General features: G+C 33.7%; 21 protein-coding genes and 1 pseudogene. 19 read left to right on the top strand and 3 right to left on the bottom strand.

Going from position 1 to position 21,727, the window contains the following annotated elements; translation table 11 throughout:
* Positions 1–294: 294 nt before the first annotated feature.
* The 7 genes from CRO00_RS16210 to CRO00_RS16180 all read left to right on the top strand — a co-directional run bounded on the left by CRO00_RS16210 (position 295) and on the right by CRO00_RS16180 (position 6,469).
* Positions 295–834: an ECF transporter S component gene (locus CRO00_RS16210; RefSeq protein ID WP_097074713.1), complete on the top strand. Its 540-nt coding sequence runs from the start codon at positions 295–297 to the stop codon at positions 832–834.
* Between the two features lie 440 nt (positions 835–1,274).
* Complete coding sequence (locus tag CRO00_RS16205) at positions 1,275–1,985, top strand: cytochrome c biogenesis CcdA family protein (protein WP_097074712.1); 711 nt, start codon at positions 1,275–1,277, stop codon at positions 1,983–1,985.
* 150 nt (positions 1,986–2,135) lie between these two features.
* Positions 2,136–3,425 (top strand): sensor histidine kinase, encoded by a 1,290-nt coding sequence (locus CRO00_RS16200; RefSeq protein WP_237658452.1) that lies wholly within the window; start codon positions 2,136–2,138, stop codon positions 3,423–3,425.
* Between the two features lie 19 nt (positions 3,426–3,444).
* Complete coding sequence (locus CRO00_RS16195; protein ID WP_097074710.1) at positions 3,445–4,125, top strand: response regulator transcription factor; 681 nt, start codon at positions 3,445–3,447, stop codon at positions 4,123–4,125.
* 28 nt (positions 4,126–4,153) lie between these two features.
* Positions 4,154–4,696, top strand: a complete 543-nt coding sequence (locus CRO00_RS16190) for a CueP family metal-binding protein (protein WP_202615695.1) — start codon at positions 4,154–4,156, stop codon at positions 4,694–4,696.
* Between the two features lie 95 nt (positions 4,697–4,791).
* Positions 4,792–5,712, top strand: a complete 921-nt coding sequence (locus CRO00_RS16185) for a F510_1955 family glycosylhydrolase (protein WP_097074708.1) — start codon at positions 4,792–4,794, stop codon at positions 5,710–5,712.
* 22 nt (positions 5,713–5,734) lie between these two features.
* A complete protein-coding gene (locus tag CRO00_RS16180) occupies positions 5,735–6,469 on the top strand; it encodes an urease accessory protein UreH domain-containing protein (protein ID WP_097074707.1) in 735 nt (244 codons plus the stop codon).
* Positions 6,470–6,602: 133 nt separating this feature from the next.
* Here the strand turns inward: CRO00_RS16180 and CRO00_RS16175 are convergent.
* Positions 6,603–6,926, bottom strand: a pseudogene (locus CRO00_RS16175) (group II intron maturase-specific domain-containing protein); the annotation flags it as partial.
* Between the two features lie 211 nt (positions 6,927–7,137).
* Here CRO00_RS16175 and CRO00_RS16170 point away from each other — a divergent pair.
* The 3 genes from CRO00_RS16170 to CRO00_RS16160 all read left to right on the top strand — a co-directional run bounded on the left by CRO00_RS16170 (position 7,138) and on the right by CRO00_RS16160 (position 10,031).
* Complete coding sequence (locus CRO00_RS16170) at positions 7,138–7,917, top strand: hypothetical protein (protein WP_097074706.1); 780 nt, start codon at positions 7,138–7,140, stop codon at positions 7,915–7,917.
* Positions 7,918–7,979: 62 nt separating this feature from the next.
* Complete coding sequence (locus CRO00_RS16165) at positions 7,980–9,419, top strand: MATE family efflux transporter (protein ID WP_097074705.1); 1,440 nt, start codon at positions 7,980–7,982, stop codon at positions 9,417–9,419.
* Positions 9,420–9,689: 270 nt separating this feature from the next.
* The gene (locus CRO00_RS16160) at positions 9,690–10,031 is read left to right on the top strand and encodes a four-helix bundle copper-binding protein (RefSeq protein WP_097074704.1); all 342 of its coding nucleotides are present in this window, start codon (positions 9,690–9,692) and stop codon (positions 10,029–10,031) included.
* A 164-nt stretch (positions 10,032–10,195) separates the two neighbouring features.
* Here the strand turns inward: CRO00_RS16160 and CRO00_RS16155 are convergent, their stop codons facing one another.
* Entirely contained in the window at positions 10,196–11,146 is a 951-nt protein-coding gene (locus CRO00_RS16155; protein WP_097074703.1) for a C40 family peptidase, read from the bottom strand.
* Between the two features lie 227 nt (positions 11,147–11,373).
* Between CRO00_RS16155 and CRO00_RS16150 the strand changes: the two genes are divergently transcribed.
* The 9 genes from CRO00_RS16150 to CRO00_RS16110 all read left to right on the top strand — a co-directional run bounded on the left by CRO00_RS16150 (position 11,374) and on the right by CRO00_RS16110 (position 20,925).
* The gene (locus tag CRO00_RS16150; protein WP_097074702.1) at positions 11,374–12,327 is read left to right on the top strand and encodes a plastocyanin/azurin family copper-binding protein; all 954 of its coding nucleotides are present in this window, start codon (positions 11,374–11,376) and stop codon (positions 12,325–12,327) included.
* A 257-nt stretch (positions 12,328–12,584) separates the two neighbouring features.
* Complete coding sequence (locus tag CRO00_RS16145) at positions 12,585–14,765, top strand: copper-translocating P-type ATPase (RefSeq protein ID WP_097074701.1); 2,181 nt, start codon at positions 12,585–12,587, stop codon at positions 14,763–14,765.
* 153 nt (positions 14,766–14,918) lie between these two features.
* On the top strand, positions 14,919–15,284 hold the full coding sequence (locus CRO00_RS16140) for a hypothetical protein (RefSeq protein WP_097074700.1): 366 nt from the start codon (positions 14,919–14,921) through the stop codon (positions 15,282–15,284).
* A gap of 84 nt (positions 15,285–15,368) precedes the next feature.
* Complete coding sequence (locus tag CRO00_RS16135; protein WP_097074699.1) at positions 15,369–15,704, top strand: metal-sensitive transcriptional regulator; 336 nt, start codon at positions 15,369–15,371, stop codon at positions 15,702–15,704.
* 14 nt (positions 15,705–15,718) lie between these two features.
* Positions 15,719–15,925 carry a copper chaperone CopZ gene (gene copZ / locus CRO00_RS16130; RefSeq protein WP_097074698.1) on the top strand — a complete coding sequence of 69 codons (207 nt, stop codon included), beginning with the start codon at positions 15,719–15,721 and terminating at the stop codon, positions 15,923–15,925.
* A gap of 86 nt (positions 15,926–16,011) precedes the next feature.
* Positions 16,012–18,429: a heavy metal translocating P-type ATPase gene (locus tag CRO00_RS16125; protein ID WP_097074697.1), complete on the top strand. Its 2,418-nt coding sequence runs from the start codon at positions 16,012–16,014 to the stop codon at positions 18,427–18,429.
* Between the two features lie 186 nt (positions 18,430–18,615).
* Positions 18,616–19,242 (top strand): DUF1541 domain-containing protein, encoded by a 627-nt coding sequence (locus tag CRO00_RS16120; protein WP_097074696.1) that lies wholly within the window; start codon positions 18,616–18,618, stop codon positions 19,240–19,242.
* A gap of 170 nt (positions 19,243–19,412) precedes the next feature.
* Positions 19,413–20,348 carry a C39 family peptidase gene (locus tag CRO00_RS16115; RefSeq protein WP_097074695.1) on the top strand — a complete coding sequence of 312 codons (936 nt, stop codon included), beginning with the start codon at positions 19,413–19,415 and terminating at the stop codon, positions 20,346–20,348.
* A gap of 43 nt (positions 20,349–20,391) precedes the next feature.
* Entirely contained in the window at positions 20,392–20,925 is a 534-nt protein-coding gene (locus CRO00_RS16110) for a TVP38/TMEM64 family protein (RefSeq protein ID WP_097074694.1), read from the top strand.
* A gap of 148 nt (positions 20,926–21,073) precedes the next feature.
* On the opposite strand, the gene CRO00_RS16105 is transcribed toward CRO00_RS16110, so the two are convergent.
* Entirely contained in the window at positions 21,074–21,562 is a 489-nt protein-coding gene (locus CRO00_RS16105) for a stage II sporulation protein P (RefSeq protein WP_097074693.1), read from the bottom strand.
* Positions 21,563–21,727 lie beyond the last annotated feature (165 nt).

The raw sequence follows: 21,727 nt of genomic DNA, 5'->3' as shown, positions 1-21,727 counted from the left end.
TCCAATAAATCTATCTACCTCATACTTTACCACAAATAAAATATGGGGAAAATCACCGATAGTTGAGGTAGGTTATGTGAGTGCGCTTTTAAAATCATTTAGAAAACATATGAGAGATTATTGTAAATTTATAGAACACGTTTTTGCAGTTTTCAAAGCTCCTTTTTAAGACTTGTATTTTCTATATTAAATACCAACTGACACCTAAGTTTTTTAAGAAATTGGCACTTTTATAGATATCACTAATTTGCTAAAGTAATCGGTAAATTCTAATAATTAGAAAGGGTTAAAAATATGCAAAATACACAAAGTTATTCTGAGTCACGTCAAAAGACCTTTGAATTGATTATTACGGCAATGTTAGTTGCACTTGTTTTCGTTTCTACAGTCTTTTTGAATATCAAATTACCAATAACTGCAAATGGAGGTTTGGTTCATTTAGGGACAGCCATGCTTTTTATTGCATCAATTTTATTTGGTCCTAAAAAAGGGGCTCTTGCAGGTGCGTTAGGGATGGGGTTATTTGATGTAGTCGGAGGTTGGATGTTGTGGGCACCTATCACCATTGTAGCACGTGGTTTACAAGGATACATAGTTGGTAAAATAGCTTGGTCAAATGATCGCAAAGGTAATAGCATTGCTTTAAACGTAACTGCAACAATTATATCTATTCCATTTATGGTAGCTGTTTATTACATTGGTGAAGGGATTCTATATGGTAATTGGATTGCACCTTTAGCTTCTATTCCTGGAGACCTCGTTCAAAATGTTTTAGGTATTATTATTGCCATACCAGTTTGTATTGTCTTGAAAAAAGTATCCTATTTTAAGTAGTAGCTATAAGCAAAAAATATATTTCTACGATAATCTATTCTATTCTTTTCTAGGTTAAAGTTTTCTATTCTATAATTCTCCGTCCTGTAAGAATAAGTATAGGGGAATTTTTCAATCAGCAATAAAGTATCAAGTCATGAATACGAGAAAAGAGGTTGGATTTTTAGCGATGTAATTATTTTCAATGACAATGTGAAAAAGGTATAAAAAAATAAATCAAAAATAACACCGATTTTTCTCTATAGAAAAGTCGGTGTTATTTTATTTTCATCCGTGTGTAAACATGCTTTTAAGTTAAAAGTATCTTTCAAAGAGTTCTAAGTGTCTGCATATTTTCTCCACATTTATTGTTTATACTAACTTCGTATAACTATCTATTTTTTACGATAGTCACTAGTACAAAACAATGAGCAAGTTGTAGAAAGGATTAGTGAAATTATTTGTTTGAACAATTAAATTTCTTTCTTGCATTTGGAGCGGGGTTCTTGTCTTTTATATCACCGTGTTCACTACCGCTTTACCCAGCGTTTCTTTCTTATGTAACTGGAATATCCTTTAGCGAACTGAAAGAAGAAAAAGGAATATTTAATCGAAAAGCGTTAGTTCATACATTACTGTTCTTATTTGGATTTTCTATAATCTTTATGGCTTTAGGATTTTCAACTTCATTTATTGGTACACTTTTTATTCAGTATCAAGATTTACTTAGACAAGTCGGTGCAATTATTATTGTCATTTTTGGCTTAGTCATTTTAGGCTTCTTAAAATTTGATTTTCTACAATCAGAAAAGAGATTTCAGTTTAAGAGAAGACCAAAGGGATATCTTGGTTCTGTCATTATTGGTATGGGATTTGCTGCAGGTTGGACCCCTTGTACAGGACCAATTCTAGCTGGAGTTATTGCTTTAGGTATTTCGGACCCAAGTAGAGGCATGTGGTATATGCTATTTTATGTACTTGGTTTCTCTATACCATTTTTAATTATGTCCTTATTTATAGGGAAAATGAAGTTTCTTCAAAAACGAAGTGGTTTTTTTATGAAAATAGGTGGCGTTATTATGATCGTGATGGGAATCCTATTGTATTTTGATATGATGACAAAAATTATTGCATTTTTAACTCTACTTTTTGGGGGTTTCACAGGATTTTAAGGGGAAATGAGGCAGAGATACTACAGAATATATATATGTTCTTCATAAGACTTCTTTTGATGTGAGAGGAGCAATAGGAAAATGAATAAAATCTCTACAAAATTAGCAATATGCTTTTTTATAGTGGTACTAATAATGGAATCCTCTCTTATGTATTACCTTCATCAAAGTATCATCCATACTAGAGCGGAGGAAGAGTTTTCTTTGTTACTAGCAAATGGTGCGAATCACCGAGATGTGTTAATCGAAAATTATTCAGATTCGACGATAAAACATATCATTCTAATGGAGAAAAATGAAAACCGAGAAGTGATGATTACAAACTCGACAGGTGACATTATTAGTAGCTCGGATAAATCTTATATGTTGCAAGAAGAGTATCAACTTTTAATAAGCGACCTTAATAATGAAAAGGATAAAATATTAGTTTCAGATTGGAGAAATTCATCGTATATTGTGAGCGCTCACCCATACAAAGCAAATGATCAATCTGGCTATGTCCTTATGTTTCAAAGTACAACCTCAATAAATCAAATGGTTAATAACATGAATAAGCATTTTATTATATCGGGCATTGCAAGTTTTATTGTTTTATTTATTGTGTATGCGTTACTTTCAAAAATTCTTACAAGACCTTTAATCCGTATGAAAGAAGCAACTGAGAAATTAAGCAAGGGTGATTTTAACGTAAGTTTACCTTATTTAGGAAAAGATGAATTAGGTGATTTGTCAGGTTCCATTTATAAATTAGCGAATGATTTAGAACGCTTAAAGGATGAGAGAAATGAATTTCTAGCATCCATTGCTCATGAGTTAAGTACCCCATTAACTTATTTGATTGGTTATTCAAAAATTGCTATGAGAAAAGGGTTGAGTGAAGAGGAACGTGAACATTATCTTGAAATTATTGGTGAAGAGTCGGATCGAATGAAAGATCTAGTAAAAAATTTATTAGATTTGGCTAGGATGGATGAAACCTCATTTACCGTTTCGAAGGAATACTTTTGGGCCAATTCATTTTTAGAAAATATCTGTAAATTGGTTGTTCCTTCATATGAAGTAAAAAAAATAAGACTCAACCTTGTTTGTGAAAGTGACTTCCAAATATATGCGGATTCTATCCGGTTAGAACAAATCATCCTAAATCTACTAGATAATTCTTTAAAATATTCAAATGAAAATTCGGAAGTTACCTTAAAAGCCTATAAAAAAGATGAAAAAACAATTATTTCAGTAATTGATACGGGAATTGGGATTCCAGCAGATGAAATTGAGTTTATTTTTGAGAAGTTATATCGAGTAGAGAAATCACGTTCACGAGCATACGGTGGTTCAGGAATTGGACTTGCTGTTGTGAAAGAATTAGTCGAGGCACATGGGGGTACAATCGAGGTTAAAAGTAAACTAGGAGAAGGTAGTACTTTTAAGATTACAATATAAGAGGAGGTTTAATGGTTAAATGCAAACAGTTCTTTTAGTAGATGACGAACCAAGGATGTTAGATTTAGTTGAATTATTTCTCATGCCACAAGGGATTAAGTGCATTAAGGAAACAAGTGGAAAAAGGGCAATAGAAATTCTTAAGAGAGAGAAAATAAATCTTGTTCTTTTAGATGTAATGATGCCTGAAATAGATGGATGGGAAGTATGTAAAGAGATACGTGAATTTTCAAAGGTTCCAATTATTATGCTTACCGCAAGATCAGATAAATTAGATTTGGTAAAGGGGTTAAACATTGGGGCTGATGATTATATTGCTAAGCCTTTTGATGAAAGGGAATTGATTGCACGAGTAAGTGCCCTATTACGTCGTTTTTCGGAAGTTGAAAAAGACAATAATCTAAATATAAGTCACAATGAATATCTATTAGATACAGAAAATTATTCCTTACAGTATCGGGATTTAACGACCCAACTCACGTTAAAGGAATTTTATATATTGAAAGCGTTAATTTCCCGACCATCTAAAACTTATACGCGTGAAGAATTGCTGAATGCTGCTTGGGAATATGAAACAGATACAGATATAAGAACAGTAGATTCTCATATTCGAAATTTGAGGGATAAACTTAAAAGAGCTGGTTTTCCAACAAACGAATTTTTAAAGACTGCCTGGGGAATAGGATATAAGTGGAACTAACTTTTAAATGAAAAAGAGGCGAAACAAAATGAAAGCTAAAGTCAAAGTATTTGCAATTACTTTATTTGGAATAATTTTTTTAGTAGCTTGTAATGGAGAAAATGAAAAAAGAGAAAATACTGCGGAAAAAGTTGAAACAGAAGATATTAAGGAATTAGTCTATGATTATAGCGTACGTAATGTTACAGCTAAGTCTGCTTCTATTACTTCGGAACAACTGCTTGTAACAGATAATGATGGAAATGAAAAAGCTTATGAATTACCAGAAGACGAGTTTTTTGTCTCAATTGCCCCTTACGTTAATGAAACACATCCTTGTGAAAACCATAGTCTAACAGGTTGCCAAGGTGAATTAGTAAATGAACAATTTCATGTGTACATTGAAGATACAGAAGGAAATGTCATAGTTGATAAAACATTGGAATCACAAGCAAACGGATTTATTAACTTGTGGTTACCACGTGAACAAACATATCAAATTAAAATTGAGCAAGGCGGGAAAATTGTAGAGTCGGAATTTAGTACATTTGACAATGACGGAACTTGTATTACAACGATGCAATTGATTTAGAACAAAATCAATAAGTACATTCTTAATTATGGAGCATACTCATTAAATCTAAAGATAGGGTGTAAAAAACTCATATAAGTTAAAGGAGAAAAGTTGTGAAAAAATTTAAACTTTTGGTTGGTATACTATCTGCGGTTGTGGTTTTATCAGCTTGTAATTCAAAAGAAGAATATTCGTTCGAAGCAGTAAAAAATAATCAAATAGATCATGCACATGGCTTAGGATACATAAATGGAGAAAATGAATTTATTGTTGCTACCCATTATGGTTTATATCAATATGGTGAAGAAGGTTGGAAAGAGTCCAATAGTCAAAAACATGATTATATGGGGTTCTCAGCCGTAAAAGAGGGATTCTTTTCAAGTGGACATCCTGAAGAAGGCTCGGACCTTAAAAATCCTTTAGGACTTGTTAAAAGTACGGATAGAGGAGCAAGTTTTGAACAGCTAGCTTTTTATGGTGAAATTGATTTCCATTACTTAACTGCAGGATACGATTCAAATGCCGTATATGTACTCAATGAAACACCTACTGAAAATCTTAAGAGTGGATTAAATTATTCAACGGATGAGGGAAAGACTTGGACTGAAGCAACAATGAAAGGTTTTAATTCAAGCTACATTTCAAACTTAGCTGCACATCCTTCAAAAGAAGAGCAACTTATAATTGGAACTAAAGATGGGATTTTTAATTCAGAGGATTATGGGCAAAACTTTTCAATGTTAAACCCAGCTCAAATGGTTACATACGTAACATTAACTGAAACTGGTGGTTATTATGCAAATTTTGACTCAAATCAAGTATATTTAAAGTCTTTCACACTAGATAGCAGTGTAGAGGACAATATTGAATTACCAAAAGACGTAATGAAAGATCCAATTATCTACATCGCAGTAAATCCGAATAATCAAAAAGAGATTGCCATAGTTACGAATGATTTAAATATTTTCCAAACTAAAGATCAGGGACAATCTTGGGACAAGCTTGCTTCTAAAGGAAAATTAACTTCGAATTAATAAGTATAGAAGGTGACAATAAATGTATAGTTTTTTGTCTCAAATAAGTCAAATAATAAGCGAGCCAGTGTCTGTTTTTTTAAATTCATATAGTCATTCTCCAATTATTATAGCGCTTTTACTGGGATTAATCGGGGCTGCCGCACCATGCCAGCTAACTGGAAATATCAGTGCTATTACTCTATATGGAAACCGAACAATTCAAATGAATAACAATTGGGGGGCAATTGCCTCTTTTATTACTGGAAAAGTAGTAGTTTATAGTGTGATTGGTTTGTTAGCATGGTTTTTCGGACAATCGTTTGAATCAAAAATTACAGAATACTTTCCAATATTTCGTAAGGCAATCGGTCCATTATTAATTATTACAGGATTTGTACTGCTAGGATTTTTAAAATTTAAATTTTTAGACCGTTTAACTATTCATATACCAATGAGTTTAAAAAAGGGAAAATTAGGCTCATTTCTTTTAGGAGCCAGTTTTGCCATTGCATTCTGTCCAACAATGTTTGTACTTTTCTTTGTTTGGTTAATGCCTACAGTCGTATCAACTTCCTATGGGTTAGTACTGCCTGCAATATTCGGTGTGGCGACATCTATTCCACTTATCATTATCTTAGGACTTATTTGGTACTTTGATGTAAAAGGTTTAATTATGAAAAAGAGTATGAAGGTTGGAAGCGTAATACAAAGGGTTGCTGGAGTTATGCTGATTATCATTGGTATTTTGGATACTATTACTTATTGGGGAATATAACGGGTTCGGTTTTGAGGTGCAAAATGCAATTTAACAAAACACAATTAGTAAGAAATTAATCGAGTAGGAGAGAGTGATTAACTCCCTGCCCCCTCCCATCACAGTACGTACAGATCCGTCTATGGAGATTCAATTAAGATGAATAACGCAAAGTTTCATAACGAACTTGCAGACTTTTCAGCCCTTGGCTTTCCCAATACGGATTGCCGAGGGTTCTGTGTAATATGGGGATTTTAGAAATGCGCTAGTACCCTTTCCAGGTATTCCCTACTCGTATGTTTTTCCATAATAACCTTTAAGTGGGTAAAGTTTCTGACTCTTGTTCGAGATTTCTTCCATAGGCACATTCTCAATCTTCTTTTAATCCAACTATCTAACAACTTGAAGATACTAGGTGTATCTGCTAGCGCAAAATAACCACACATCCAATAAGATATTGGTTTATTTTCTCGATCTTATATGTTCACTTTTCACGTAAATGTTGCAGTCATCTGCGTAACGAACGAATTAACAAACCATCTTGTATACTCTCTAAGAAATAGAATTATTGAAGGATAATATGGAGATACTTTAAGAAAGTTAGGTGAAATTTGTTATTAAATATCCCAAGGGGCATTTGATAACAGATTTTAGTATAACTACATTCTATTTCAAGGAGTGAATGGAAGATGAATCAAGACAGTCTACAGGAGCAGAATAATGAACATATGCAACATGGAGGGAGCCATAATAGCCAGCATGGGAAAAGTGTTACTGAAAAAGTAAATGTAGATTGGAAAGTAAACCCCTTGGTGATATCGCAGGGTGAAGAAGTAGAAATTGTAATAACAGTAAAAAATAAAAACGGAGCTCCGACTACAGCCTTTGCTATAGTCCATGAAAAACAAATGCATTTATTGGCAATCAGTAAAGACCTAAGTAGTTTTCAACACCTTCACCCGGAATATAAAAGAGAGGGAGAATTTAAAGTTTCAACGCATTTTCCCCATTCAGATACCTATAAGTTATTTGCAGATTTTATGCCTGAGGGTGGTGCACAACAGCTGAAGTCATTTGAAATCCAAGTTGGAAATGAAAAATCTATTTCACAAATTAAGCTAGATGAAGATTTGAACAAAACGATAAAGGACCTTGCCTTTGAATTAAAGTTCGATAGCTTGGTAGCAAATCATGATATTAATATGACTTTCACTATAACAAAAAAAGACGGTAAAGAACCAATTACACAACTTGAACCTTATCTTGGATCCGCAGGTCATGTGGTTATAGTAAGTGAAGATTTAAAAAAATTCCTGCATGTCCATCCAACTGATGAGAAGATAACTGGGCCTATTGTATCCTATATGACTTCCTTCCCTGAACCAGGTATATATAAAATTTGGGGACAATTCAAATACAAAGGAGCAGTGTATACGGTTCCCTTTGTTATTCAGGTACCAAGTAACTAATAAAGTACTCTTTTCCATTTACTTTTCGTCATAGAACGCCAAGCTTAAAGGAGAGGTAATATGTGAAGGAACATCAAGAGGCTAACAATGGTATAGCACCAAATACTAACAAAGCCAGATTAAAGCTTATTATAATTCTTGCTATACCAGCAGTTATAGAAAATTTCTTTCAGACTGTACTGGGTTTTGTAGATACTTATTTTGTTTCGAAAATAAGCTTGTCTGCTGTTTCAGCAGTTGGAGTAACGAATGCAATTTTAGCAATTTATTTTGCTTTGTTCATGGCTATAGGGGTAGCCTCAAATGTAAGGATTGCTAATTTCCTTGGGGCCAATCTTCCGGAAAAAGCTCGGCATATATCTCAGCAATCTATTGTAATAGCTATTCTCTTTGGGCTCTTTACAGGTGTTCTAACACTTATCTTTGCAGAGCCTTTACTCAAATTGATGGGAATTAAAAGTGACGTTTTGGAACTAGGAGCATTATATTTTAGAATCGTTGGTATCCCCTCGATTTTTATGTCACTGATGTTCGTTTTAAGCGCAATTTTAAGAGGAGCTGGGGATACAAAGTCTCCAATGTATGTCAGCATCATCATTAATATCCTAAATGCCATTCTAGATTATGTACTAATTTTTGGATTATTGTTTATTCCTGAAATGGGTATTATTGGTGTTGGATTAGCAACCGTAATTTCAAGGTTGATTGGAAGTTTGTTACTTCTTTATTTTATAAATAAATCAAAGGTTCTTGCTTTTAGAAGAGATTATTGGAAACCGGATAAGGTCCACTTATTAGAATTAACTACACTCGGAGCACCAGCAGCTGGTGAAAGGCTCCTAATGCGAGCAGGACAAATTGTTTACTTTGGGTTTATTGTCGCTCTAGGAACCAATGCTTTCGCTGCACACCAAATTGCAAGTAATGTGGAGGTCTTTTCCTATATGACTGGATACGGTTTTGCCACAGCTGCAACTATTCTTGTAGGACAACAGATTGGTGCTGGTAGATATGATGAGGCAAAACGCTATGCAAAGCTATCTACTTTTCTTGGCTTGGGCTTAATGACTTTACTTGGTGTAATGCTTTTCTTTCTGGGAGATTGGGCAGGAAGTTTCTTTACTCAGGATGATGCTGTTATCAAAGATATTGGTACTGCATTAAAAATTTCAGGAGTATTCCAACCCTTCCTAGCGATTCTTTTAATTCTTACAGGAGCATTTCAAGGAGCAAATAATACGAAATTCCCTATGTACCTAACAGCTATCGGTATGTGGGCAATCCGTACAGTTCTGGTTTATGTACTTGCTATCACACTAGAATGGGGGCTAGCAGGTGTTTGGATTGCCATAGGTATTGACATAGTTTTTAGATCTATTGTCTTAGTAGTTAGATTTCAAAGAAATAAATGGATGGCACTTGAAAAGGGGCCAGAACCAGAAGCCTACTGTCATCCACAGACTACTAAAGAAAATATGTCAGCATGTGCAAATAACTACTAATAAATATTTTCCGAAGATTCTAGCATTACTGTGACTGTGAACGAGTTAGAAACTTCAGATATTAAATTGGCGAATCGTTTGGCAACCCAGATTGATTTATATTATGAAAAAAGAAGAATGCGATAATATAAAAGACTCGGATAAAAAATAGGGATTATCGATCTGCATATATCTAATATCTCAGTATTTTTTAACCTAAATTGTGAATAACCCATAGTAGAAAAGTAAATAATGAACCTGATTCCATAATTGAAAGGAGGAGTTCTTGTTATGGGTATTTTATCAATGTCGCCATCTAATATGGACCACTGCATTGAGTTATGTATTAAGTGTGCAAGAGCTTGCGAAGAATGTACTACAGCTTGCTTACAAGAGCCGGATGTACAAGCTAGAATCCATTGTATTCAAATGCTGAATGATTGTGCAGAAATTTGTTTTCAAGCAGTAGCTTTAATGTCACGAAATAGCGCTATGTCTAAGCAATTCTGTAAACTATGTGCAGAAATTTGTGAATCATGTGCTTCTCATTGTGAAAAATTTCAAGATGCTCATTGCCAAGAATGCGCAAAAATCTGCCGTGAGTGTGCAGAAGCTTGTAGAAGTATGGCATAATTTAAAATCCCTCATCTTTAGAGGGATTTTTTGTTTGAATTAAAAGTCTAGATATGAAAATGATTATGAACCAATTAATGTTAGTGTACCACTTGTATTAACTTTTTGAGGGGAAGTAAAAAATAGGACATCATTAACCTAGTTGAGATGTCCTATTTTATGTTTTATTTAGTTAAACGATCTAAGAAGACATTTAAATGTTTTAATGTTACCTTGTCGTTTACACCAAATGTTCCGTCTCCTTTACCATTAGTAATCTTATTTGAAGATAAAATTGAAATATAATCCTTAGCCCAATGAGATGTTGAAACATCAGAGAAAACTTCTGCATTCCCTTGTTGTTTTAGATCGAAAGCTTCAACTAATACTTTTGAAAGCTGTCCACGTGTAATTGGTGAACTTGGATTAAATTTACCGTTTCCATCTCCATTAAATATATCAAGCTTTTCCAATGCGGTAGCTGCACCTGCATATTGAGAAGTTGGTTTTACATCTCCAAATGGTGAGTTCGTATCTGAAGTATCCAATCCTAATGCTTCTGCAAGTTTAAGTGCTACTTCTCCGCGAGAAGCATAGTAAGAAAAGTCAATTGCGGAACTTTTAACTTCTCCTCTAACATCTTCTTTAGCTACCACCTTAACATCTTCCTTAGTATCTGTTGTAAATTGAGCTACACGTTTAGCACCAACATAACGTGAGCCCCAATAATATGGATCATTGATTTTATCTATTCTTACTCCAGAGCTTGGAGTTGCTGATATAAAATTACCACTTCCTATGTATATTCCAACATGAGAAATACCTGAACCTGAAGTATTAAAGAATACCAAGTCACCCGCCTCTAATTCATTTTTTGAAACAGAAGTTCCTTGTTGATATTGTGCTCTTGAAGTTCGATCCAAAGAGATATCTAATTTTGAAAATACGAATTGTGTATATGCTGAACAATCAACACCCGTACTAATATTTGTTCCTCCAAATTTATAGGGGGCGCCGATATAATCTTTAGCTGTATTTGTTAAGTCAGCTACTGTTGCTGCTTCTGCATTATTTGCACCTACACCCGTGAAAAGCATAAAGGATGCAAATACTGGTAGTAACCATCTTTTCTTCATCTATTATCTTACTCCTTTCATAAACTATTGCTTTATATGAATAAAGTAAGATTAGCATAGAGAAGTAGTATTTAATTTTTCGTTTTTGTAACAAAATTATGCAGAATAAGACAATATATAGTTTAAGTTCCTTTAATTTCGCTATAAATCTTGTAGTTGTTTAGTTTCTTGTTGTAATAATAAGAATCTTTAATTAAATCAAAAGCTCATACATACCATATAAGGGTATGAAATTACAAAAAGTTAGAAAGGTTGGATTGATGGGATTTTATCAAATATTCATTTTAGCCTCACTGATAGTACTAACAATTTTGGTATTGCTAATATCTAGAAATGCAAAAAATCAAATTAATTCGATGCAATGTATGATGATAACAATGTTTTTTAGTATGAACACTGGTTTAACAGTAGGGATACTCTTCGGTGCTTCATTGCAAGGTGACTTATTTTTTTCAACAATATTAGCTTGCATAATAGGTTCTGTTGCAGGGGTATTAATTGGTAGTAACTTTGGTGTGTTATCTGCATTAGAGGGTGTAATGACTGGATTAATGAGTGGTATGATGGGTGCGATGTTAGGAGAAATGATAAATGAAAATCAATCAATTACCTTAGTAAGAATTTTCTTGTTCTTATCAATTTCAACAATCTTTTTATTTGCTATTCTTCCTAGAAAAAATGGGAAAGAGAACTTACAAAGCAAATGGGCAACTTTAAAGCCTTTATTATTAGGATTATTTATTGCATCTTATTTTTTGGGGGGAGTAACATTTGCAGAGAAACAGGTCAAAATCAAAGAGCCATCAATACATAACAACCATTCACATCCCATAGCAGAGGACAAGCAGGCTATAGATTCGAAAGATATTACAATTCAGACTATTAATATGAAATATACACCAAAGGAAATTGTTTTAAAAAAGGATCAACAAGTAAATCTAACATTAAACAATCAGGATAATATGGAACATGATATTGAAGTAATAATACCTAATCTTAATGAGGGCACTCAATCAGAGCATGAACATAGTTCGAAAGAAAATATGATTCATTTACACGCAAAATCTAAGGAAACACAAAGTATAAAGTTTACACCAACAACCACTGGTTCATTTGAATTTGTTTGTACAGTTCCAGGACATAAGGAATTGGGTATGGTTGGAAGTATAATTGTTAGGTAAGAATGGGTAACCCCCATTCCTTTTTTATGAGATTGTATCATGTATGTAAAATGGATTTAAATCTCGATAAATTTTGCATATTTTTCAGGTACACTATACTTTGGTAAGTATTACTACTAGAGGAATTTATTGTAGGTTAACAAACTTAAATTCATATACCTATATATGGTATGTTGCAGTGTTGTAAATACTAAGTAGTGTAAAGCAAAATTTAACTGTTAAACTTTCAAATTATTAATTGAAAAGGAGTAAGGGCGATGGAATCAAAAGGAAAATATGGTAATAACCATAATCAAAAGCATTCCGAACATCATTCTCAGCATAAACATGGGGAACATGAACATCATGGTCAAAATGTAAATGCAAGGCACAATCATCATGAGAAAGAGCATAGAAATCACATTCAACCTGAACATAATCATCATTCGCATAATGAATCTGAGCATCGTAGCCATAACCATCATGATCACCATGAAGGAGGGCACGATAAACATCATGGTCACTCGATTGGTGATTTCAAAAAGCGGTTTTGGGTATCGTTAGTTCTAACAATTCCAATATCATATTTATCGATGATGATTCAAATGTTATTTGGGTATCATGTGGATTTTCCAGGTGATACATTCCTATTATTCTTATTATCTACAATTGTTTTCTTCTATGGGGGAAAAACGTTCCTACTTGGTGCATGGAGTGAAATAAAAGAAAAAGCACCGGGTATGATGTTATTAATTACGTTAGCAATTGTTACTGCTTATGTTTATAGTACATTGACAGCCTTCTTTATTGAAGGAAGTGACTTCTATTTCGAATTAGCTACTTTAATCGTTATTATGCTTTTAGGTCACTGGATTGAAATGAAGTCTATCATGGGCGCTTCAAAAGCATTAGAAGAGTTAATTAAATTAATGCCAAAAGAAGCTCATAAAATCGATGCATCTGGAAATATTCTAGATGTTTCAGTTGAAGATTTAAAACCGGGTGATCATATTTTAGTAAAGCCAGGTGAAAAAATCCCCTTAGATGGAATTATTTTTGAAGGACATTCTACAGTAGACGAATCGATGTTAACGGGAGAATCCGTTCCTGTAGAAAAAATAACGGGAATGAATGCAATTGGTGGGGCCATTAATGGGGAAGGTATCCTTAAAATAAAAGTTAGTAAAACGGGTAGCGATACTTATCTTGCTCAAGTTATCCAATTAGTCAGTGATGCAGAAAAAACGAAATCAAAAGCTCAAGGATTTGCAGATACCGCTGCGAAATGGTTATTTTATGTTGCTATAGTTGCAGGTATTATTACACTAGCGTATTGGTGGGTTACAGGTGATTTTGACTTTGCATTAGAGAGAATGGTTACTGTATTAATTATTGCTTGTCCACATGCACTAGGTTTAGCTACGCCACTTGTTACATCCAGATCGACTTCGATTGCAGCAAAAAATGGCTTATTAATACGTAACCGTACTTCATTTGAAAGTGCTTTTCGAATTAATCGAATAGTTTTTGATAAAACTGGTACTTTAACAGAAGGAAATTTCGGTGTAACAGATATTCATCCGAATGATGGTGTTAGTGAGGAAGAATTATTAAAACTTGCATATTCTGTGGAAACACAGTCAGAACACCCAATAGCTAAGGGAATTGTTAAAGAAGGCAAGAAACGAAATTTAGATATTTATGAAGTTACAGACTATCAAAATTTAACTGGTAAAGGACTTGTAGCAAAAGTAAGCGGTTCTGAAATTGCAATCGTTAGTCCAGGTGTGTTACGAGAAAATAATATTTCATTTGATGAAAAAACGTATGAAAAACTCGCGCAAGAAGGTAAAACGGTTATCTTTGTATTAAAAGATAATTTATTACAAGGAATGATTGCATTAGCTGATATTATTCGGGAGTCTTCTTATAAAGTTATAAAAGAATTAAATAATTTAGGAATTGAAACTGTCATGATGACAGGTGATAACAAGCGAGTAGCAAATTATGTTGGTAAAAAGCTTGGAATGACACAAGTGATTGCCGAGGTACTACCACATGAAAAATCAAATAATGTAAGAGCTTTAAAAGAAGGTGGAAAGAAAGTAGCAATGGTTGGGGATGGTGTGAATGATGCACCAGCGTTAGCTGAAGCAGACTTAGGTATTGCCATTGGTGCTGGGACAGACGTTGCAATTGAAACTGCAGATGTTGTCTTGGTTAATAGTAATCCAGTTGATATCTTAAGTACATTAAAACTTTCCAAAGCCAGTCACCGAAAAATGGTTCAAAACTTAGGCTGGGCTGCAGGCTATAATATCCTTGCAATTCCACTTGCAGCAGGTGTTCTCTATGGGGCTGGTATTGTCATAACACCCGCAATTGGAGCGGCAGTAATGTCATTGAGTACAATTATATGTGCAATTAACGCTCAACTTTTGAAGATTAATAATAAGTAAGTATAATAAAAATTGCCCGATGTTTTTTGGGGCGATTTTTTTATTTATGTATAATTTCCTTGTTTACATGTATTAATGGAGGAATTTTAAAGGAGGAAGAATAAAATATAATGTTAATGTTTTTCTAATTAAATATAAAGAGAGTTGAGAAAAATGTGTATTTCTAGTAATTTTATTGAACTACAGGCTTATAAAATATGTGAAGAAATAAGAAAACAATCTGTATATAAATTGGTTAGGTTAGAGGCTTCAGAAGGTCGTATTATTGAACTACAAAATATTCAAAATTACTGGGATGGTAAAGCATTAATAACGAAAGCAGTTTTAGAAGATATAAATGGAAAATTATATCTAGTAAATCCAGATGATAATGGTTTAAAGTTTGCAAAAGGAGAAATAACTTATAAAGAATACAGAAGGATAGATAAAAGTGAAAACCTAAAGGCAATAATTTTTTTCTCATTGTTAATTGGATTAACAATGGCTACGATGTTCATGTTAGCAAAGTTTTTAACTTAAATTTGGATAGATAATCAAAAATAAAATTTAATAGGTTGAATAGGGTACTGGGGTATGCTATATTAAGTGTAAGGAGTGATTGGTATGGAACCTGAATTAAAAGAAAATAGCTACACAGACGAAACATGTTGCTCTGGTGAGCGAAAAAGTCATCATTCTGAGAAATCTAAAAAAAACCTAGTTTCTCGGTTAAATCGAATTGAAGGTCAAGTTCGAGGAATTAAAGGTTTAATTGAAAGAGATACTTATTGTGATGATGTGATTACTCAAATTTCTGCAACCCAAGCAGCATTAAATAGTGTTGCCAGAATCCTCCTTGAAGCTCATATGAAAGAGTGTGTAGTTGATCGTATTCAAGAAGGCGATTTAGAAGTTCTTGATGAAGTACTTGTGACAATTCAAAAATTAATGAAAAAGTAAAGGAGAGATTAACTATGGAAAACGTAACATTAAATGTAAAAGGTATGTCCTGCGGTCATTGTGTAAAATCGGTTGAAGGTGCTGTAGGTGCTTTAGAAGGTGTAGACCAAGTAAAAGTAAACTTAGAAGCTGGTCAAGTAAACGTAGCCTTCAATAATGAAACAGTAACTTTAGATAAAATTAAAGAAGCAATTGACGATCAAGGATACGATGTTGAATAAGAAGGGAAGGAGTGCTATGAACAGCACTCCCTTTCTTACAAAAAAATATACCCTATTAAGGTATGGTATATCGAGGTGATAGCAATATGAGTACTGAAAATAAAGAAATTAGTCTTCAAATCACAGGGATGACTTGTGCAGCCTGTGCCACAAGGATAGAAAAAGGGTTAAACAAAATAGATGGAGTAGAAGAAGCAAATGTTAATTTAGCTCTTGAAAAGTCGATTATTAAATTTGATCCTAAAAAAGTAGGGGAACAGGATTTTGAAAAGAAAATTCAGGATCTTGGGTATGGTGTAGCAAAAGAAAAAAAGGAATTCACTATAACTGGAATGACCTGTGCTGCTTGCGCAACAAGAATTGAAAAGGGATTAAATAAAATCGAAGGCGTATCGATAGCTAATGTAAACCTAGCACTAGAAAATGCAACTGTAGAATTTAATCCTTCTCAAGTTTCAGTTTTGGATATTATAGGTCGTGTAGAGAAACTAGGATATGGAGCACATCTCAAGGAAAACGAAAAAGATTCTGTAGATTATCGTGAACAAGCAATCCAAAAACAAAAAAGAAAATTCATTATCGCTGCAATTCTATCGTTACCACTTCTATGGACAATGATTGGTCACTTTTCGTTTACCTCCTTTATCTACATGCCAGACTTTTTGATGAATCCTTGGGTTCAAATGGCATTAGCAACACCCGTGCAATTTATTATTGGATGGCAGTTTTATGTTAGTGCTTATAAAGCTTTACGAAATAAGAGTGCCAATATGGATGTGCTAGTTGTACTTGGAACATCCGCTGCTTATTTTTATAGTGTTTACCAAGCCATCATAACGATTGGTGCACATCATAATGCACAATTATATTTTGAAACGAGCTCCGTGCTTATTACTTTAATTATTTTAGGAAAGTTATTTGAAGCAAGAGCAAAAGGACGTTCTTCAGAAGCTATTAAAAAACTAATGGGATTACAAGCGAAAACGGCATTAGTTGTTCGAGATGGTGTTGAAAAAGTAATCTCATTAGAAGAAGTAGTCATTGGGGATTTAATTTTAGTGAAACCAGGAGAAAAAATTCCTGTTGATGGTGAGGTAATCGAAGGCGATACAGCTGTTGATGAATCTATGTTAACAGGGGAAAGTATCCCCGTTGATAAAAAGATTGGAGACTCCTTATTCGGTTCTACAATTAACAAAAATGGTTTTATAAAAATGAAAGCAACGAAAATTGGTCGTGATACCGCATTATCTCAAATTATTAAAGTGGTAGAAGATGCACAAGGATCGAAAGCTCCAATACAACGACAAGCAGATCGAATTTCCGGTATCTTTGTTCCAATTGTTATTGTAATAGCGATTATTACGTTTATTATTTGGTTTGCACTTGTAACACCTGGGGAATTCGTTCCCGCTTTAGAAGCTTTAATTGCAGTACTTGTTATTGCATGTCCTTGTGCACTCGGACTTGCAACACCAACCTCAATTATGGCTGGTTCTGGTCGTGCTGCTGAATTTGGTATTCTGTTTAAAGGTGGTGAACACCTTGAACAAACACACCATATCAATACAGTTGTTGTTGATAAGACAGGTACTGTAACACATGGTAAACCTGTATTAACGGATGTTTATGTAGCAAATGATCAAGATGAAGAGGGATTCCTATCATTGATTGGAGCTGCTGAAAAACAATCAGAACACCCATTAGCAGAAGCAATCGTTCAAGGTATTCTAGATAAAGGAATCGAACTTGGGAATGTCCAATTCTTTGAGGCAATTCCAGGTTATGGTGTGCAGGCAACGGTTTCCGGTCAAAGTGTTGTTATTGGTACACGTAAATTGATGCAACAATACAGTATCGATATCCAATCAGTCCTTCCAACGATGGAGAAACTAGAAAGTGATGGAAAAACAGCTATGTTAGCTGCAATTAATGGACAATATGCAGGTCTAGTAGCCGTGGCAGATACAGTTAAAGAAACATCCAAAGATGCTGTACGTCGTCTACAAGACATGGGCATTAAAGTCATTATGATGACAGGCGATAACAAGCGTACTGCACAAGCAATTGGTAAAGAAGTAGGCGTTGACGCCGTTATTGCGGAAGTACTTCCTGAAGGTAAAGCAGAAGAAGTAAAAAAATTACAAGCTGCTGGCAAAAAGGTGGCAATGGTTGGGGATGGTATTAATGATGCCCCTGCACTTGCAGTAGCAGATATCGGAATGGCTATTGGTACTGGTACAGATGTAGCAATGGAAGCAGCCGATATCACATTAATTCGTGGTGATTTAAATAGTATTGCGGATGCAATCATCATGAGCCATAAAACAATGAGAAATATTAAACAAAATCTCTTCTGGGCATTCGCCTATAATACTTTAGGTATTCCAATTGCAGCAGCAGGTTTCCTTGCTCCGTGGGTAGCAGGGGCTGCAATGGCATTCAGCTCGGTATCAGTAGTTTTAAACGCATTACGATTACAGAGAGTCAAATTGGAAAAATAGTATTAAAATGACCTACTTTGCTAGGTCATTTTTTATGGAATTGAAAAATGTATATTTAACGAAATTTAATAAATTCTATTTAGTAATAAAAATGTTTTCTGCATAAATTTTGCATAATTATTATTTATAATTTAACGGTTGCAATATCAATTAATTCAAATTAAAGGAAGTTATGGGGGGATTAAAATGATGAATAAACTAATGATCGGGATTATTTCAGTTACAGCGGCTCTAACTCTTTCTGCCTGTTCAGGGGATAATAATGAAGAAGCAAAACAAAATGAAACGAATGTATCAGAAGAACAAACAAATGATATGGCAGGACATGACATGGGAAACATGGATGATACTGAAAATATGGAAGTTATGGATCATTCTAACATGAACCACTCCGGTTCAGGTGAAGTTCCAGAAGGCTTGCATGAAGCTCAAAATCCTAAATTTTCAGTGGGAGACACAGCAATCATTCAGGCTAACCATATGGCAGGAATGAATGGTGTTGAAGCTACAATTGTAGGTGCTTATGATACAACAGTTTATACAGTATCGTACACTCCTACGAACGGGGGAGACCCTGTAACAAACCATAAATGGGTGATTCACGAAGAGTTAGAAGGTGCTAGTGACCAACCTTTAGAGCCAGGTGCAGAAGCAAAAATTAGTGCAGAGCACATGGAAGGTATGGAAGGTGCAACGGCAACAATTGATACTGCAGAGGAAACTACAGTTTATATGGTAGATTACACTTCGACTACGGGTGAAAAAGTAACGAATCATAAATGGGTAACTGAAAGTGAATTAGCTGCAAAGTAATTGTAATAATGCGATGTCCAATCGTCACTTTGACATGGACATCTTTTTTGTTTTAGCCGCAAAAATATAATGTTAATCCATAACTTTTTCATATTTATTTGTTAAATTTTAATTGTGAATTAAAAGGAGGAGTATATAAAATAAAAAAATACGTACTTTTTTGTGTAATTGTGATACTAATTCTCCTTTTAGGTGCATGTTCATTTGAAAAAGGATTAGGTGTAGAGGATACTAATAAACTTACTGTACTGACAGTTGAATATTCAAGTGGTGCACCATTGAGTGAATTGTACGTGGTGTTACTTAATGATGATGAACGAATTATTGATGAAACAATGAGCGATACGGATGGTAAAGCTACTTTTTATAACTTGCAAGTAAATAAAACTTATAAGGTACAAGTGGGTAAATATGAAAACTTCCAAACGAAAAGTTTTATAACAGAAAAGGAATTTAACTTTAAGCCTTCTAACCCCAATTTACTAGTACAGACCTATGCTGCTGATCATAATCAGGGATTAGCCATTCCAGTGCATTTACAGGAACCGGAATTACCAAATGGATGTGAGATAACTGCACTTACTGCAGTCCTAAACTACTATGGAGCTAAAACAGATAAATTAGAAATGACTCAAAAATATTTACCTAAAAAGCCGTTTGAATATCGAGGAAATCAAAATTATGGACCTGATCCAAATATAGAATATGGAGGTAACCCAACTGAATTAACAGGTACCTATGTTTTTGCTGAGCCAATAGTAAAAGCTGCTAATAGCTTTATAAGTGAGGAAAAGCTAGATATACAAGCAAAGAATATTAGTGGGAGCACAATTGAAGAAATAACAGAGTATGTGAGACAAGGGATTCCAGTTATTACTTGGGTAACATTAGATCTTTCAAAACCAAGGATAAAAGGTGGTTGGCGTATTACAGGATCGGGAGAGTACCACCAAATGTTTCAAAACTTACATACAATGGTGTTAGTTGCAGTTAGAAATGATACAGTAGAAGTGATGGATCCATTAAAAGGAATTAAAAATTTAGATAAATCCACTTTTTTCAAAAGTTATAAAGAATCAGGCGAACAAGCAGTTATAGTCTATTAATGTAGATTTATAGTTAAAACTAATTAAAAGAATGAGTTGAACTATGACAAATACTTTTCTTCAGTTATTTGAACATGCAGGTATACTTGCAATATTAATTAGTGTATTTCTTAATATATTTATAAGTATTATGGGTGTATTACCTAGTGTATTTATTACAGCAGCTAATCTTTTATTTTTTGGTCTATATAACGGGTTAATAGTTTCAATCATTGGTGAGGGCCTTGGTGCAATATTTAGTTTTGTTTTATATCGGAAAGGATTAAAGAAATGGCAATTTAAAGATTTTCAACATCCAGTAATATTAAAACTAAAAAATCTCGAAGGATACAAAGCGTTTTGGAGTATTCTTAGTTTAAGAATACTTCCATTTGTTCCATCAGGTGTAATAACGTTAGGGAGTGCGTTTTCCAAAGTCTCTCTAAGTTTGTTTGTAATCGGAAGTACTTTAGGGAAAATTCCTTCACTAATTATGGAAGCTGGTACAGTTTACGGATTTTTACAGGTGGAGCTAAAGTGGAAAATTTTAATTATCATATCTATGGTTCTTTTTCTAATATGGAGGATAAAAAAATAAAAGAATTCACAAAGTCGATAATTTTGCAAGAATAATGAGTAAGGATGAAAGTGTACCTTTATTTACAGGGATACACTTTTTTCCACTTAATGGAATAATATTGTGATTAATTCAAGTTTGTCACTAGATAAGAATTTTTAAGAAAAGATTATTGCAAAACAACTGAAATAGCTTTAGAAAGTACTGATATTGTACGATTAATCTCATCTTGCGTATTTTCAATTCCCCCAAGTTCAATTAATACCATGTTTTTAGATAAATCTTGATTATAAATACTGTCTACATGATCGCCCTTTTTTCCAATAACACCACGGGATATTCCAGGTATCAATTCGTTCAATTTAGTTGAGATATTATTAGCCAAAGTTTTATTTGAGGAATAATTTGGATTATCTTCTCCTACTACAAAATAGAGTTTACCATATGTTTCATTATTGTATTTAAGTGTGGATATATCTCTTTTTGCAGAATCTCGGTGTAAATCAATTACTAAATCATAGTTATTATTTTTAAGTTGACTAATGAGATATGGACGAATGGAGTTAAGTTCAAAATAATTTTTAATACTATTTTCAAATTCCATAATGTTTGAACTTGAATGATAAACTGGTGTTTTACCACTACCATTATTAACCATAGGAATAAAAGTTTCGTGTGAGTGAGTTCGCTACAATCATAGGTAGTACAAATAATAATAGAATATAGCCCAAGAGAATTTGTATTCTATATTTCATGTTTTTTCACCTCGAATAACTATATGCTAGAGGTAAATCTATAATTAAAATTTTTAAAATAGAGTCCA

This window comes from Ureibacillus xyleni, from assembly GCF_900217795.1.
In the GTDB taxonomy this organism is placed as follows: domain Bacteria; phylum Bacillota; class Bacilli; order Bacillales_A; family Planococcaceae; genus Ureibacillus; species Ureibacillus xyleni.
This window is presented reverse-complemented; position numbering and strand designations above follow the sequence as displayed.

Coding starts and splice junctions, on each gene's coding strand:
- CRO00_RS16210 (WP_097074713.1), top strand. CDS start 295: ATGCAAAATACACAAAGTTATTCTGAGTCACGTCAAAAGACCTTTGAA.
- CRO00_RS16200 (WP_237658452.1), top strand. CDS start 2,136: ATGTATTACCTTCATCAAAGTATCATCCATACTAGAGCGGAGGAAGAG.
- CRO00_RS16195 (WP_097074710.1), top strand. CDS start 3,445: ATGCAAACAGTTCTTTTAGTAGATGACGAACCAAGGATGTTAGATTTA.
- CRO00_RS16190 (WP_202615695.1), top strand. CDS start 4,154: ATGAAAGCTAAAGTCAAAGTATTTGCAATTACTTTATTTGGAATAATT.
- CRO00_RS16180 (WP_097074707.1), top strand. CDS start 5,735: ATGTATAGTTTTTTGTCTCAAATAAGTCAAATAATAAGCGAGCCAGTG.
- CRO00_RS16170 (WP_097074706.1), top strand. CDS start 7,138: ATGAATCAAGACAGTCTACAGGAGCAGAATAATGAACATATGCAACAT.
- CRO00_RS16160 (WP_097074704.1), top strand. CDS start 9,690: ATGGGTATTTTATCAATGTCGCCATCTAATATGGACCACTGCATTGAG.
- CRO00_RS16155 (WP_097074703.1), bottom strand. CDS start 11,146: ATGAAGAAAAGATGGTTACTACCAGTATTTGCATCCTTTATGCTTTTC.
- CRO00_RS16150 (WP_097074702.1), top strand. CDS start 11,374: ATGAAATTACAAAAAGTTAGAAAGGTTGGATTGATGGGATTTTATCAA.
- CRO00_RS16145 (WP_097074701.1), top strand. CDS start 12,585: ATGGAATCAAAAGGAAAATATGGTAATAACCATAATCAAAAGCATTCC.
- CRO00_RS16140 (WP_097074700.1), top strand. CDS start 14,919: ATGTGTATTTCTAGTAATTTTATTGAACTACAGGCTTATAAAATATGT.
- CRO00_RS16135 (WP_097074699.1), top strand. CDS start 15,369: ATGGAACCTGAATTAAAAGAAAATAGCTACACAGACGAAACATGTTGC.
- copZ (WP_097074698.1), top strand. CDS start 15,719: ATGGAAAACGTAACATTAAATGTAAAAGGTATGTCCTGCGGTCATTGT.
- CRO00_RS16125 (WP_097074697.1), top strand. CDS start 16,012: ATGAGTACTGAAAATAAAGAAATTAGTCTTCAAATCACAGGGATGACT.
- CRO00_RS16120 (WP_097074696.1), top strand. CDS start 18,616: ATGATGAATAAACTAATGATCGGGATTATTTCAGTTACAGCGGCTCTA.
- CRO00_RS16110 (WP_097074694.1), top strand. CDS start 20,392: ATGACAAATACTTTTCTTCAGTTATTTGAACATGCAGGTATACTTGCA.
- CRO00_RS16105 (WP_097074693.1), bottom strand. CDS start 21,562: ATGGTTAATAATGGTAGTGGTAAAACACCAGTTTATCATTCAAGTTCA.